Consider the following 15,425-nt stretch of genomic DNA (forward strand, 5'->3'; position numbering starts at 1 on the left):
GCTACAATTGTATTAGTAAACCCAAAATTAGTGTTCAGTTGGACATTAAGAAAAACTGAGCTTTAAAAAATAAATGAATACACTTCAATTGTTGTACCTATGTTGTACCCAAAACAAAAAAGCCGAGACATAAATCTCGGCTTTCCCTTTTGTACTCGAGGTGGGAATCGAACCCACACTCCCGAAAGAACTGGATTTTGAATCCAGCGCGTCTACCAATTCCGCCACTCGAGCGTTTAAAATAGGACTGCAAAACTAAAAAATATTTTTATTTCCACACCAAAAAATTCAACAATTATCCTTTAGCAAGACAAATTAATTTCTAAATTTGCACCTCCTTAGAAAACACCTGCGCAAAGAGCAGTAGAAACAAGGCATTTAGCCTACTTCGTTCTAGGGGCAGAGATACAAAAAACAAGCCATGCCATACAGCGTTCCGGAACCAAAATTTTTCGCCTGTACCCAAAGTACGGTTTTAGGAGAAAAAATTGCCAAGGCTTATGGTGTGGATTTGGGCAATGTTATTTTTTCCCGATACAGTGATGGTGAGTTTCAGCCCTCTTTTGAAGAATCCATTCGTGGTGCAAGAATATTTATCATTGGATCTACCCATCCCGGTCCGGAAAACCTTATGGAGATGTTATTGATGATCGATGGTGCCAAACGTGCCTCTGCGCGACATATAACTGCCGTAATGCCTTACTTTGGATGGGCCAGACAGGACAGAAAGGACAAACCAAGGGTACCCATTGCCGCTAAACTTGTTGCAAAAATGCTGGAAACGGCTGGAGCTACCCGGATCATAACTATGGATTTACACGCGGACCAGATTCAAGGATTCTTTGAAAAACCTGTAGATCATTTGTTCGCCTCTACGTTGTTTCTCCCTTATTTGCAAAACCTGGGATTGGAAAACCTAACCATTGCATCACCTGATATGGGCGGATCAAAAAGGGCCTATGCCTATTCCAAGGCCTTGGATAGCGATGTAGTCGTTTGTTACAAACAGCGGGCCAAGGCGAATGTCATTTCCCACATGGAACTTATTGGGGATGTCCAAGGGAAGAATGTTGTTCTGGTGGATGATATGGTGGATACCGCAGGTACATTGACCAAAGCTGCAGATTTGATGATGGATCGGGGAGCGGTAAGCGTACGGGCGATTGCTACCCATGGCTTATTGTCCGGCAATGCCTACGAGAAAATCGAAAAGTCCAAACTAACGGAATTGATCATTACAGATTCCATCCCTTTGGAAGTAAAAAGCGATAAGGTAAAAGTACTGAGTTGTGCGGATCTATTTGCGGATGTTATGCACAAAGTACACAACAACAATTCCATTTCGTCCAAGTTTTTAATGTAAAAAGAGACTAAGAACGGACCAGGAGACAATTAGAATTTTTAATTTTTAATACATATAATGAAGTCAATTACAATTAAAGGATCAGAAAGAGAAAGCGTGGGCAAGAAGTCAACAAAGGCCCTACGTAATGCTGGAAAGGTTCCTTGCGTAGTATACGGAGGGGATAAACCATTGCACTTTTCAGCAGATGAACTAGCGTTCAGGGATTTGGTTTACACCGCCAATGCGCACACAGTTGCAATTGAATTGGATAACGGGACCAAGGTGAACGCCGTAATGCAGGACATCCAGTTCCACCCTGTTACTGACAGTATCATGCACATTGATTTCTATCAGTTGTTCGAGGACAAACCTGTAACCATGGATATTCCAGTTAGGTTGCAAGGAAACTCGCCAGGGGTTAGAAACGGTGGACGTTTATTGTTCAGAAAAAGAAAACTTACCATTAAGGCCTTACCGGATAAATTACCGGATTTTTTTGATGTGGATATTTCCAAACTTAGAATTGGCCAGAACATTGCGGTTTCGTCTTTGTTAAGTGACGATTTCACAATCCTTCACCCAGATACCACTACGGTAGTACAGGTTAAAACAGCACGTACTGCGGTTATGACCGATGACGAGGATGAAGAAACTGATGAAGAAGAAGGAGCAGAAGCAAGTGCTGAGGGAGCAGAGGCCCCAGCTGAAGAAGCTGCCCAAGAATAGATTTGATTTACAGACCCAAAAAGCATCCCGGTTTAAATATTGGGGTGCTTTTGTATTTTTAGGCAACTGTAAAAGATATTCTATGTTGAAATATCTTAAAAAATTATTGGGCTTAGTAGACCCATTTTTAGAGGAGGTAGACCCCATGAAAAAGTATTTAATCGTTGGATTAGGAAATATAGGTGCCGATTATGCCGAAACCCGACATAACATTGGTTTTAAAATTTTGGATGCCCTCGCAAATCAGAAAGGGCTGGCTTTTGAAACCGAGAAGCTAGGTGACATTGCAATCTACAAATTAAAAGGCCGAAGCATCCTCTGCCTGAAACCCTCCACCTACATGAACCTTTGCGGTAAAGCGGTGCGATACTGGTTGGACAAGGAAAAAATACCCTTGGAAAACTTGCTCGTCATAACGGATGACATCAACCTCCCATTTGGTACTTTGCGTCTCAAGACCAAGGGAAGCGATGGCGGCCACAATGGTCTAAAGGATATTCAACAAGTATTACAGACTACCAATTACAATCGGTTTCGATTTGGTGTTGGTGCCGATTTTGGCAAGGGCAGACAAGTGGAATATGTACTTGGCCAGTGGAACGACGAGGAGAACTCAAAAATGCCGGAGCGATTGGAAAAATCCATTGCGCTTATGGAATCCTTTGTTTTGTCAGGTGTTTCCCGCACAATGAACCAATTCAACGGGGTTTAAAGAACGCTGAAACTATAGATTCCAGAGTTGGTGGCATTTCCTTCTGCATCCCGCGTAACCACACTCCAATAGTACGTAGTGCCGGAGATTACGGATACTTTAAAGGTAGTGGCCAAGTTGGACAAAGTAGCTTCCAAATCCGTAGGCGGATTCTGTTCCGAAAAATATACCTCGATATTCTCAATATCATCATCCAGATCCGATGCAGACCAAGACAGGGTCACTTCATTGTTAATGTCCTTGAACACACGTTCGGACATGCTGGGATCTAATATTTCAGCCGGGAACGGGGCAAATGTGGTCCTTGAACCTGCATTATAAAAACTCCACATTTCACTAGAAATCGTGTTGTCCATTTGATTGTTCCTGGAACGCACCAACCAAGAATACGGCTGTCCCTTTAGCAAGGGAAGACTGGCCGTTGTGCTTTGGGTTGAAATGGTCTGCACCGTATTAGAGTTGATATTGGTCACGCGCAATTCATAGCTGTCCGTATTATCCGATCTTTGCCATTGAAAGGTCACCCTGCTCGTAGAGTCATCCTGATCTATACCGGTGGTGCATTCAGAATTCTTTTCCGGGAACAAAAGCAACACCTGACCGGGAGGTTTTGGGTCGTCTTTCTTTTTACAACCAAATACCGCAAAAAGGCACATAAGAAGTACTGTCTTTCTCATTATCTTTTTAAAATCTTAGTTGTTTTTTTCGTTCCCCTGTTATCAAATTGCAAATAATACATCCCAACGGGCAACATACTCAAATCGTATTCCTTGGAGGAAACGCCATCCTGTAATTTATCGGTTCGTAACAACCTACCATCAGAACTGAACAACATCATGGTAGCCCGTTGCGCGGGTACATCGAAATAGATTTCTATAAAATCGAGGAAGGGGTTCGGGAATACCCGTGGGCCATCGGAAACTAGAATTTCCTCCTCATACATACCCTGACAGGGAATATCGGTGTACACCTTTAAAAAATTGATGCCCTTGGAAAGGTCCAATGAAAACTGTTTTTCTGCCGTATAGGTAGTGAAACCATTAAGTTCAACATAGTATCCTTTGGCTCCTTCCAAATCCAGAACCACCTGGGAAGCCTGTAAGGAAACCTTGGAGGTAACACTCAGTGGGGCAGGTTCTGTAATGACCACCTCCAAACAGAAGGGTTCATAGCTGATGGTACCATCGGTTCCGGTAATGCAGATATCATAGGTTCCCGCGCTTAAATTGGTAAGGTTGTAACTATTGGTAAAATTATCGGTAGTATTTACACCGTTCCCGTTTACGGTGATTTCATAATCCAAAAATACTTTGGGAACTATCCGTATGGCACCATCGTTATTTGGCCTACAGGATTCGCTTTCAAGGCTTACGTTAAAGTTTTCTTGGGTAAATCTGTAAATGGCACAACCAGATGCATCCACTTCCTGCCCCAAAGGTGTGCCCAAACACAGATCATCTCCATCATCGAACACCCCGTCCTCGTCGTCATCAGGTCTAAAATCACCCTCAACACACACCTCTAAGGAGAAATTGTTGAGTCGGCCTCCGTCCGACGCCGCATTGTCCTTTACCTCTAAGACCCACTCACCTAGTATGGATTCCCCATAAAAGGAACTCAAGGTGCCAATGGGACGCACGGTTCCGTTAATTGCAGGGGAACCGGAACATGTAAATGCGTCTGCAGCCTCATCGTCAAAAACCGCATTGATGTCCGAATTGTTCCCACAGGCACTGGAAACCAAAACCACCGTTGTTCCCGCTGGGGAAGTGAGGCTGATGACCAAATCCGATAAATACGTATGTTCTATATCCAGGTTTACATTGATATCGGCCAAATTCAAATCCTGATAAAAAAGAACCCTTGAGGTAATCGTTGGTGTTCCTACAGGGGTTATGGTTATTGGAACGTTGTTACTCGCCTTGGTGATACAATTGAACTGTATCGTTGTAAAACTGAAAGGTACCCCAAAAACTCCTTCCCCGCAGGCATTCAAAGGCTTGACACGCCAAAAATACTGGGTTTCGTTCAACAAGGACGTGGGCTGGTAGGAATTTGTCGCCAACACTTTGGATTCAATAATTTCCGTAAAACCGATGTCCGTTGCAATTTCAACCGCGTAGGAGGTACTCACCAAATCCGGTTCCCATTCCAAGACTACATCTTTTGATACGTCCAAACTTCCGTCCGATGGAGCGGTAAGTATGACTTCGGAGAAATTGCTATCGAAAACGCTCAATTGCAAGGAAATACTTTTTGTAACGCTGACCGAAGTGGCAATAACATCAATAGGATAATTACCAATGGCCAAATTTTCAGTTCCCGAGATAGTAAGGTCAATCGTGGTATTGGAAACGGAAACGGTATCCTGTGAAAAAGTGGCGGTCACTCCAGGTGGCAACGCCCCAACACTCAGGGTACTTTCCTCCATGAAGCCTAAATACGCTTCATAGTCAAAACTGACCACAAGGTCATCCGGTTTACAGACTTCATAGGTAAGGTCCGCAAAATTCAGTACCACTTCAGACTCCGAAATGGAAAAATCAGCTTGGTTCACGGCAAAGAAAATATTGTTCGAAGCCTTGACCATAAACCTCCCGGCAGTTGTGGTATAACCTCCTGGAATCACCATAGTATGACTTCCATCATTGGCAATGTTCTGGGCAATCCTGTTGGGGAAGGTGAGTCCGCCATCCGTGGAGAGAAAAATATCCACATTCTGGGCTGCTATGGGCAATTCATTGGTATTGGCCACATCCCAAGTGATGGTCTCCGTTTCGCCTGCCACAAAAGTTGCCGGCACCTCTTGTGAGGTAACCAAAAAAGGGCCTGCCTGTCTGGAAACGACAACTGTAACCTCATCTGAGGCGGATTGTCCGCCGTTCAATACATTATCGCGCACAGTAAGCGAAAAGTTCATTTCACGCTGCACATTAGATACCGTTTCCCATGCCCCTCCTTCAACAGGGTTGGACTGGGTAAGGTCACCCGATACTACCCTACTCAACCTTGGAAAATAACGTTCTGGAGATACTGAAGGGGGGAGCGAACGGAACATGGCACCTGTGGGATTATTGGGCCCAAAAGTGGCCTGGGTGACAATTCCATTGTCTATTTGCTCCCAAGTGTAGGTCACCACATCCGTTGAATCAGGATCACTGGCACTGCCCGTCAATACAAAGGCGGTTCCAACAGGAATGGTGTAGTTACTGACCGGATTTAAAATGGGGGCATTGTTGGTCAAAGGCAGGGTTTCCCCACAGCTTATCGTCTCCAAATATTCGCGGATCTGTACGATGCTCACATAGTGAAAATAGTCATCTGAATTTGTGGCGACGTCATTTGCGTTCGTAATCCCGGCATACCCCATAATGGTGGTGCCGCTTCCAGGTTCCACCTGCACTAAGGTGCCTTCGGACAAATGTGAAAAAGTATGGTTGGCTCCAAACTGATGTCCCATTTCATGGGCAACCAAGTCGATGTCAAACTGATCGCCTTGTGGAGCGAACAACGTGGTGTAGGCGCTGCCCTTTCTGTTATCCTGACAGACGGAACCAATAAAACCTGCATTGCCATCCAAAGTATCATCCTGCTGATTGAACAAATGGCCAATATCATAATTGGCCTCGCCAATAACACTGGTCAAGGTATTCTGGGTTTGGGAACTCAGGCCCCCTGAAAAGGGATCCGTATCCGGGTTGGTATAAATAACGGCATCCGTATTGGCAATCAGCTCCAAGGTCACTCCCAGATCACGTTCAAAAACGCCGTTCACCCGTGTCAATGTGGCATTGATGGCCGCAAGGGCATCGGGGATGGTACCCCCATGGAATTGCGTGTATTCCCCGGAGGCTGCAATCGCGACCCTAAACCTCCTCAGGCTTTGATCGTCCACCAGTTTGGCTGTTGACGCGGTGGATTGTAAGGCAACCATATTTGGGTCGGTCTTACAGACAAAATCCAATTTTTTGGTCAAATGATCTTTTGCATTGTAAACCACATAATCACCGCTGGCCGCTTTTTCCATAAATACGGTGCCCTCCTTGCCAGGGTCCATGATCATAGTCTGTATCCCTTTGGGGGAAACACTAAAAAATATCTTTTGCTTATTTGGTCCGGACCCTACGCCCCTATAGGATTTTATGTTGGGATATTTTTGGGCCAATTCCGGTGCAAATAATTGGGATTCTTCGACTTGAAACGGTATCAAATTGCCTTCAGCATCCGGAAAATGGATGGTTCTTACTGATCTTTTGGATTTGGAAACCTTGGAAAGTTCCCCTTTCAACCCTTTTTCATCCAGCACAAATGCCCTGGCCTTTTGTACATCTAATCGCTTGAGGGTACTTTGCCTATCCTGATTTTTAAGCTCCGCTCTTTGCCAATAATTGGTCTGTGCAAACCCAGAAAAGGAAAGAAATACTATGGTAATTGAGAAAACAAGACGTAATTTAGCGGTCATTGTGGGGCTTTTATCTCCAAATCAAATATAGTTCTTTTTATTTTCCAACAGCGTTGATTACAGTTCAAAGCATTTCCAATTACGATGAAAAACACCCTGTTGCCATAACCATTGGCACCTTTGACGGAGTACATATTGGTCACCGGAAAATATTGGAAAAAGTCATAAACCGTGCCAAGAACTCCAATTTAAAATCGGCCGTACTTACCTTTTTTCCGCACCCCCGTATGGTACTGCAAAAAGATGCCAATATAAAGCTTCTTAACACCATAGACGAAAAAAAATCCATTCTGGAGAAAATGGGATTGGATATTTTGGTCATCCATCCGTTTACCAAGGAATTTTCGCGGCTTTCGGCGACGGAATTTGTTCGCGATCTCTTGGTGAACAAATTAAAATCCAAGAACGTTATTATTGGTTACGACCATCGGTTTGGCAGAAATAGGAACGCCAATATAACCGACTTGATCGCTTTTGGAAACGCGCTGGATTTTTCCGTGGAGGAAATCCCTGCGCAGGAAATAGACGAGGTTTCCGTGAGCTCCACGAAAATACGTAGGGCCTTGGAAAATGGCGATATAGAAACGGCCAATGCCTACCTAGGCTATGAGTACATGCTAACGGGGACCATAAAAAAAGGGAAGGGCCTTGGCAGAAAAATCCACTTCCCAACGGCGAACGTCCATATTGAGGAAACCTATAAACTTGTTCCCAAAAATGGGTCCTATATCATAAAAAGCCATATTGAGGGTGCGGATGTTTTTGGCATGATGAATATTGGCTATAATCCAACAGTGAACGGTACTTCAAAAACAATAGAGGTTCATTTTTTTGATTTTGATGCGGACCTTTACGACAAGAATCTCCAGATTAATCTCCTTTCCCGGCTCCGTGATGAGCAAAAGTTCGATTCCCTGGACGAACTGAAATTACAATTGGCCAAGGACAAAGAGAAATCGCTGCAATTTATATCCAATAGATAATGATGCTCAAGAGGTTGTTATTTCATAGAATTGACAACAGCCCGCTTATCATTTTCCGCATATTTTTTGGCGTTCTCGTTTCATTGGAATGTTTTGGTGCCATAGCCACGGGCTGGCTCAAAAGGAATATCGTAGCGCCCCAATACACCTTTCCCTTTATTGATTTTGCATGGCTGGAAGCCCTTGCCGGGCCGGGTATGTATTTTTATTTTTCCCTGATGGGTATCTTGGGAATATGTATAGCGTTGGGGCTAAAATACAGATTCTCCGTACTGGCTTTTACCTTGCTCTGGACCGGCAGTTACCTGATGCAAAAAACCGCATATAACAATCATTATTATTTATTGGTCCTTATTTCCTTTTTGATGTGCCTATTTCCGGCCCATAAAGCATATTCCTTGGATGTTCGCATGGGAAACTCTCAAAAGGAAAATTCCATGTACGGCTATGTGAAGTGGATCATAGTCTTGCAATTGTTCATTGTATATACCTACGCCTCCATTGCAAAACTGTACGGAGATTGGCTGGATTTTGGCATGATAGACATACTGATGAAGTCAAAGTCCGGCTACCCGCTCGTTGGTGATGTATTGCAACAGCCTTTGATGCACAAAATCATCGGGAGTTTTGGGATTATTTTTGATTTGTTGGTGGTTCCGGCGTTGCTTTGGAAACCTACCCGAAAAGCGGCCTTTATCGCCTCCATTTTCTTTCACCTCTTCAATTCGGTCATTTTCCAGATAGGAATATTTCCTTATCTGTCCTTGGCTTTCACGGTTTTCTTCTTTGAACCGGAAACCATCAGAAAGTTATTTTTCAAACGTAAAGTCCCTTTTAACCTCCAGAAAACGGTGGTCCCAAACTATAAAAAACCATTCCTGGTAGTGTTCGGTATCTATTTTTTGCTCCAGTTAATCCTACCTATCAGGCACTATTTTATAAAGGACGATGTATTATGGACGGAAGAAGGCCATAGAATGAGCTGGAGAATGATGTTAAGGGAACGAAGCGGTACGGGACAATTTAAGGTATTGCGCGGCAACGGCACGGAACTATTCATAGATATACAGCAATATCTTACTACAGGTCAACAACGAAAAGTCCTCGCCTATCCAGATTTTGCCTGGCAATTTGCACAGTATCTAAAAAGGGATTTAAAAGAGGAAAACGAGGAAGTATCCGTATACCTAATTAATTCCAAGGTAAGCATCAATGGCCGACCTCCAGGTCCTTTTATAGACCCAACCGTGGACCTCGCAAATATTCCTTGGACACCATTGAAACACAGCGATTGGATACTACCGTCTCCATTGGAGGACTAAAATTTTATCGCCCGCTGGCAAAGCTGTAGGGGCATCCCCCAAGGATCACGGAGCATAACGAGATGACCGCCATCCGGCTTGAGGACCTCCTCGAAGAAGGTTGCGCCCTGGGCCATTAAACGCTCCTTATCCTTAGCCGCATCCTCCGAAACAAAGGCAACATGAAATGTCAACGGATGTTCCGTTTCAAAATTTCTTTTTGTGGCATCGTCCCTACTGTAAAGTTCCAAGACGACCCTGCCGGCGCTATCAGCCAAAAAGGTCATATAGGGTGCTACTTTTTGTTCGCTTGCGATTGTTAGCCCCAGATGCTGGCAATACCAATCTACCACCTGTCCAATATTGGCAACGTTCAAGGCAAAATGCTCAAAAACCATAAACCATTGTTTTAGGTATTAAAAGTATACCTTTTAATGGGAACTTTCCCTTAAATTTGCTGCCAAATTATATAGAGCGATGCTACAATTACAGGTCATACGAGAGGAAAAGGAGAACGTTTTAGAAGCCCTTAAAAAAAGAAATATTGATGCCGAATCCATGCTGAACGGCGTACTTCTTTTGGATGAAAAAAGACGCGCTACCCAAACCCGATTGGATTCCATCCTTGCGGAATCAAACAGGTTATCGAAAGAAATTGGCATGCTCTATAAATCCGGAAAGGCACAAGAGGCGAATACCTTAAAGGAAAAGACGGCGGACCTTAAGGAGGAGTCCAAACAATTAGGGGAGGAACTGACAACTACGGCAGAGGAACTTCAATCGCTTTTATATCAAATTCCCAATATCCCCAACAAATTGGTGCCGGCAGGAAGTTCCGAAGAGGACAATGAGGAAGTTTTTAGGGAAGGGGACATTCCCAAGCTGGTAGATGGCGCCTTACCCCATTGGGAATTGGCCAAGAAATACGATATTATCGATTTTGAACTCGGCGTTAAGATCGCAGGAGCCGGTTTTCCCGTTTACAAAGGGAAAGGAGCACGTTTACAGCGCGCCTTGATCTCCTATTTCCTGGACAAGAATACCAATGCCGGCTACACGGAAATGCAGGTGCCCCACGTGGTAAACGAGGCTTCCGGGTATGGAACCGGACAATTGCCGGACAAGGAAGGACAGATGTATCATATAACCGCGGACGACCTGTATCTGATTCCTACGGCGGAAGTTCCCGTGACCAATATTTTTAGGGATACCATCCTACAGGAAAGCGACTTTCCTATTAAATACACAGGTTACACGCCTTGTTTTAGAAGGGAGGCTGGAAGTTATGGTGCCCATGTGCGCGGACTGAACAGGTTGCACCAGTTTGACAAAGTGGAAATTGTCCATGTAGAGCATCCCAATAAATCGTACGAAGCTTTGGATGGTATGGTGGAACATGTAAAAAATATTTTGCGTGAGTTGAAATTGCCGTACCGTATCTTGCGATTGTGTGGTGGGGATTTAGGATTTACATCTGCCCTAACCTACGATTTTGAGGTGTATTCTACGGCGCAGGACAGATGGCTGGAAATCAGTTCCGTATCCAATTTTGAAACATATCAGGCGAATCGTTTAAAATTAAGGTACAAGGACGAAAACGGAAAAAGTCAACTAGCACATACCCTGAACGGTAGCTCTTTGGCCTTGCCCAGAGTCTTGGCCGGAATTCTTGAAAATTATCAAACCGAAGACGGTATCCAAATCCCCGAGGTGTTGGTGCCCTATTGTGGGTTCGATAAAATTGACTAGTCCCTAGACGTCATTGTATTTCAATTCATAGGATTCCCATTGATAACCCATTTGGACCCTGCGAAAGGCGAATATTTTTTCGCCGTCCGTACGCACATTGATGATTCCCGGTAATACTTTCTTGAAACGCTGTCTGGCTTCCGTGTTTGCCAAGGAATCGGAAAAATCGAGGTCGCCCAACGTAGTTACCGTAGCATCGGAATAGACTTGTGCCTCAACGTCACCCGCATCCACGAACAGTGCCGAAAGTTCCGTTGAAAAAATAAGGGGCATTTTTCCCCTTCCGGCCAGTCCCAAACCTCCTAAAAAAACCGCTCTTGGGTGACCATGATCCGGTGTTTCCCCAGAGGAAACCACAGTGACCATGGGGTTCACATGGTTGAGCAAATTTTGGGAAAACTCATGGCTGCCGTGATGGGGCGCCTTAAAAATATGGGCGTTTACTTTAAGGGTATTCCCCGGTATAGACAAGAGATGTTCACTTCCCTCCACGTTCAGATCCCCAGAAAAAAAGGCCCTTACGTGGTCATAGTCAATCCTAAAGATCAAGGAATGTCCATTAATGGTATGGGACTTTCCGCCAAACCACTTAAACGAATTGTCGGATTCCAGGGTGGGTCCCAATATTTCCAACTGTACGCTTGCGTCCCCTATGGGCAGATACCCGTTGGAAGCGTCCACACGTTGGTAGGTAGCTCCAGAGCCTTTAACGGCATCGATCCATTCGCTAAAGTCACTTTTAAGATGTTCATTCTCCAAATCCTGTACCGAGTCATGTATGGTTCTCAACCTATCATTTTCCATGGTACCTATTTCCGTGTTGTGTCCATCGGCATATAAACCAATACCATTGTGGTATATATTCTTGACCGTAATTTTGGGGTGTTCAAGTAGCGGCTCCAAGCCGTCAATATGGTCCTTATCGGCATGGCTTAAAAACAAATGGTCAATCGTTACGCTGGTATCGGGCTGGTCCAATCGGAATTTCCAGATAAGAAAACCCAAGGCCCTGTCCTTTAATCCGCCGTCCACCAATATTTTAATATTATCGGGGGTTACGGTAAAGGAAGCATCCCCTTGCCCAATGTCCAAAAAATAAAATTCCAAACTCCTTTTGGGCAATAGTTTGGTGTTGGACGCAATCTTTCCTTCTCGCCCCCGGTAAATGGCAGTTCTGTAACTCTCCGCAATATTGTCCTCCAAAGGTTCCACCATTAGTTCATCACCATAGATTACCACATAGCTCACGTCCTCAACGCCGTTGTTGAAGTAAAACCGTTTTGTTTTTGACCCTAAAAACCGTGTTTCCATTTAATTTTTTGCGTTTGGCCGGTAAATGGCCCTTTTACTAAAACTACATTATTAATAGTATTCCTACAATATATTATTTGATAACCAGTCGCAGAATCTGTACGAATTGACATGAAATCCCATTGCCGCCATGCGATATTGACCTTATTATAGTTCAGTTAACAGATTCTTTTACGGCTCTTGCTTAAATTTGATAAATTTCTGCTATGAAGTTTTTAGGATTTTTTGCTTTTCTATTCATCTCCATCAGCGTTTGTGCCCAAGAGGACTTTTTGGCCAAGCAGTATTTTGCCGATGGCGATTTTGAAAAAGCGGTCGTTTTCTACGAAAAATTGGCGAAACAGAATCCGAGAAGAACGGACTATCTACAAGGTCTTATTGCCTGTTATCAACAGCTGGAACGCTATACCGATGCCGAAGCCTACCTTTTGGAACAGTTGAACCAGAGAAACCCACATCCTACCCTATTGATAGAAATGGGTTACAATTATTCCCTCCAGGACATGCCGGAAAAGTCCGAGGCATATTATGACCGTGCCCTGGCTTTTATTGAGGAAAACCCTAACTACGGGTACGCTTTGGGCTACCAATTCCAAAAATATACCTTATTGGACAGAGCCGTGGCGGCCTATAAGAAGGCTATGGAACTGAACCCTACCTTGGACTACAATTACCAGTTAGCCAGGATTTATGGGGAACAGGGCGATATTGAAAGAATGTACACCTCCTATTTGGAACTTTTGGTGAACAATAAAACGTCAAAATCCAATATCCTTAGAAGCATTGACGACTTCATTACATCGGACCCGGAGGATGTCAACAACCAGACCCTTAGGGCCATACTTCTTCAAAAGGCACAGAAAAATCCGGATATCATCTGGAACGAGCTGCTGAGCTGGCTGTTCGTAAAACAACGGCAATTTGGAAGCGCATTCAGACAGGAAAAGGCCATTTACAAACGTATGGAGGGCGGCAATACCGGTCGCCTGGAGAATTTGGGCACCACGGTACTAGAGGAGAAGGAATATGAGGTTGCCAAGGAGGTTTTTAAATACATCAAGGATGAAAGTGCGGACCCCATTGTGCAATTGAACGCGGAGCTGCATTTGATAGACATCACCTTGGAAGAAGTGGAAAAAAATCAATTGGACGCCATACAGAAACGCTACGAAGCCCTTATTTTACAATACGGATACCAGACCCAGACCCTGCAACTCCAGGTGGCCTATTCCAATTTCCTGACCTTTCAAAAAGACGAGCCCGGCCCGGCCATCGAACTGCTAAAGAACAGTTTGGAACTACCCATGAACGAACGGAGCAAGGCCTACATTAAGCTTGCCCTTGGCGATATTTTGGTATACGACCGTCGGTTCAACGAAGCGCTCATCTTTTTTTCGCAAGTTCAGGACAAGTTAAAAAACGATGTCATGGGACAGGATGCCCGATACAAAGTAGCGGAAACAAGCTTCTATAAGGGAGATTTTGACTGGGCATTGACACAGCTAAAGGTGCTACGGGGTTCTACCTCGCAGCTCATCGCGAACGATGCCATGCAATTGAGTTTGTTGATATCGGACAATTCCTTGGAAGACTCCACCCAGACAGCATTGAAAAAATATGCCCGTGCCGATTTTTTGGCCTATCAGAACAAAACGGACGAGGCGATCCAAGACCTAAACGATATTTTGGAAAACCACAAGGGAGAAAAAATAGAGGACGAGGCACTCCTAAAACAGGCCCAATTATTGGAATCCCAAAAGAAATACGAAGCGGCAGAATTCAACTATCAAAAAATAATCGAGTTCTATGGTAACGGTATCCTGGCAGACGACGCCTATTTTGCCTTAGGGGAACTTTACAGGACTGTACTGGACGAGCCGGAGAAGGCCAAGGCACATTATGAACGTATCATTTATGACTATCAGGACAGCTATTATTTTCCACAGGCCCGCAAAAATTTTAGAATGCTGCGGGGGGATGCGGTCAATTAACGTTTAATAGTCGAGAGTGCGGAGTGCGGAGTTCAGAGTGTAGAGTTAAGAGTTAGAAATATGCTGGAGGCAATACATAATAAACAATTAGCATTGAACAGTTAATAGCTTAGAGTCGAACAGCGGTAAGCGTTTAGCGCAAAGCGAATAGCGAACAATCAACAACCAAAAACGAACAACCATCACCCCATGTACATTTATAACGTAACCAGCAACATAGAGGATAAGGCCCATGAAAAATGGCTTCACTGGATGAAATCCGTACATATTCCAGAGGTGCTTGCCACAGGAAAGTTCCTGAGTGCAAAAATGACCAAGGTATTGGCCGAAGAAGGTACGGGGCACACCTATTCCGTCCAATATACCGTGGCCAGCAAGGAAATGCTCAATGACTATTACAGGGAGGATGCCCCAAGATTAAGGCAGAAAGGGCAAAAATTATTTGCGGACCAATTGATTTCATTCCGGACGGAACTAGAGGTGGTCGATGAGTTTTTTGTGCATCGGAATACCGCAACGCACCACCTTTTTACCTATGGCACCTTGCAGGAAAAAGAGGTTCAATTGGGCGTTTTTTCAAGGCTTCTGGGCGGGTATGATGATACCCTACACGGACATCGGATTTCCGATATAAAAGTCGCCGGTTTATATCCCACCTTGGAACCGACCCATAATCCGCAAGATATAATTCACGGTAAAGTCTATGTACTTACGGACGATGAATTGAAAAAGGCCGATTTCTATGAAGGGGACGCCTACGAAAGAATCGAGGTCGGTTTGCTTTCAGGTAAAAAAGCTTGGGTATATTTGGCAAGGTAAGCACCTAGCTCTAGGTGAACCTGACG

At 44.3% G+C, this 15,425-nt stretch carries 12 protein-coding genes and 1 tRNA gene; 8 read left to right on the forward strand and 5 right to left on the reverse strand.

Annotated elements, in window-relative coordinates; all coding sequences use genetic code 11:
• Nucleotides 1-152 precede the first annotated feature (152 nt).
• Nucleotides 153-234: transfer RNA gene (locus FEK29_RS07900), tRNA-Leu, on the reverse strand.
• A 187-nt stretch (nt 235-421) separates the two neighbouring features.
• Between FEK29_RS07900 and FEK29_RS07905 the strand changes: the two genes are divergently transcribed.
• The 3 genes from FEK29_RS07905 (at nt 422) to pth (ending at nt 2,783) form a co-directional block, all read left to right on the forward strand.
• Nucleotides 422-1,363 carry a ribose-phosphate pyrophosphokinase gene (locus FEK29_RS07905; RefSeq protein ID WP_138257884.1) on the forward strand — a complete coding sequence of 314 codons (942 nt, stop codon included), beginning with the start codon at nt 422-424 and terminating at the stop codon, nt 1,361-1,363.
• 57 nt (nt 1,364-1,420) lie between these two features.
• Entirely contained in the window at nt 1,421-2,071 is a 651-nt protein-coding gene (locus tag FEK29_RS07910) for a 50S ribosomal protein L25/general stress protein Ctc (RefSeq protein ID WP_138257885.1), read from the forward strand.
• An 82-nt stretch (nt 2,072-2,153) separates the two neighbouring features.
• The gene (pth, locus tag FEK29_RS07915) at nt 2,154-2,783 is read left to right on the forward strand and encodes an aminoacyl-tRNA hydrolase (RefSeq protein WP_138257999.1); all 630 of its coding nucleotides are present in this window, start codon (nt 2,154-2,156) and stop codon (nt 2,781-2,783) included.
• Here pth and FEK29_RS07920 read toward each other — a convergent pair.
• Nucleotides 2,780-3,460 carry an outer membrane lipoprotein LolB gene (locus FEK29_RS07920; RefSeq protein ID WP_138257886.1) on the reverse strand — a complete coding sequence of 227 codons (681 nt, stop codon included), beginning with the start codon at nt 3,458-3,460 and terminating at the stop codon, nt 2,780-2,782. The two genes, pth and FEK29_RS07920, sit on opposite strands and share 4 nt — an antisense overlap.
• A complete protein-coding gene (locus FEK29_RS07925; protein WP_138257887.1) occupies nt 3,460-7,245 on the reverse strand; it encodes a reprolysin-like metallopeptidase in 3,786 nt (1,261 codons plus the stop codon). The genes FEK29_RS07920 and FEK29_RS07925 overlap by 1 nt, the downstream gene beginning before the upstream one ends.
• A 53-nt stretch (nt 7,246-7,298) precedes the next feature.
• Between FEK29_RS07925 and FEK29_RS07930 the strand changes: the two genes are divergently transcribed.
• Nucleotides 7,299-8,228 (forward strand): bifunctional riboflavin kinase/FAD synthetase, encoded by a 930-nt coding sequence (locus FEK29_RS07930; RefSeq protein WP_138257888.1) that lies wholly within the window; start codon nt 7,299-7,301, stop codon nt 8,226-8,228.
• The gene (locus FEK29_RS07935) at nt 8,228-9,550 is read left to right on the forward strand and encodes an HTTM domain-containing protein (RefSeq protein WP_317129173.1); all 1,323 of its coding nucleotides are present in this window, start codon (nt 8,228-8,230) and stop codon (nt 9,548-9,550) included. The genes FEK29_RS07930 and FEK29_RS07935 overlap by 1 nt, the downstream gene beginning before the upstream one ends.
• Here FEK29_RS07935 and FEK29_RS07940 read toward each other — a convergent pair.
• Nucleotides 9,547-9,927 (reverse strand): VOC family protein, encoded by a 381-nt coding sequence (locus tag FEK29_RS07940; protein ID WP_138257889.1) that lies wholly within the window; start codon nt 9,925-9,927, stop codon nt 9,547-9,549. The two genes, FEK29_RS07935 and FEK29_RS07940, sit on opposite strands and share 4 nt — an antisense overlap.
• A gap of 79 nt (nt 9,928-10,006) precedes the next feature.
• Here FEK29_RS07940 and serS point away from each other — a divergent pair, with 79 nt between their 5' ends.
• A complete protein-coding gene (gene serS, locus FEK29_RS07945) occupies nt 10,007-11,278 on the forward strand; it encodes a serine--tRNA ligase (protein WP_138257890.1) in 1,272 nt (423 codons plus the stop codon).
• Nucleotides 11,279-11,281: 3 nt separating this feature from the next.
• Here serS and FEK29_RS07950 read toward each other — a convergent pair whose 3' ends face one another.
• A complete protein-coding gene (locus FEK29_RS07950; RefSeq protein WP_138257891.1) occupies nt 11,282-12,589 on the reverse strand; it encodes a ComEC/Rec2 family competence protein in 1,308 nt (435 codons plus the stop codon).
• Nucleotides 12,590-12,795: 206 nt separating this feature from the next.
• On the opposite strand from FEK29_RS07950, the gene FEK29_RS07955 reads away from it, so the two are divergent.
• Together FEK29_RS07955 and FEK29_RS18180 are read left to right on the forward strand one after the other, a co-directional pair.
• On the forward strand, nt 12,796-14,580 hold the full coding sequence (locus tag FEK29_RS07955; protein ID WP_138257892.1) for a tetratricopeptide repeat protein: 1,785 nt from the start codon (nt 12,796-12,798) through the stop codon (nt 14,578-14,580).
• A gap of 189 nt (nt 14,581-14,769) precedes the next feature.
• Nucleotides 14,770-15,399: a DUF4286 family protein gene (locus FEK29_RS18180; RefSeq protein WP_205123406.1), complete on the forward strand. Its 630-nt coding sequence runs from the start codon at nt 14,770-14,772 to the stop codon at nt 15,397-15,399.
• Nucleotides 15,400-15,425: the final 26 nt, after the last annotated feature.

The sequence above is a fragment of the Maribacter aurantiacus genome, from assembly GCF_005780245.1.
Taxonomy (GTDB): Bacteria; Bacteroidota; Bacteroidia; order Flavobacteriales; family Flavobacteriaceae; genus Maribacter; species Maribacter flavus.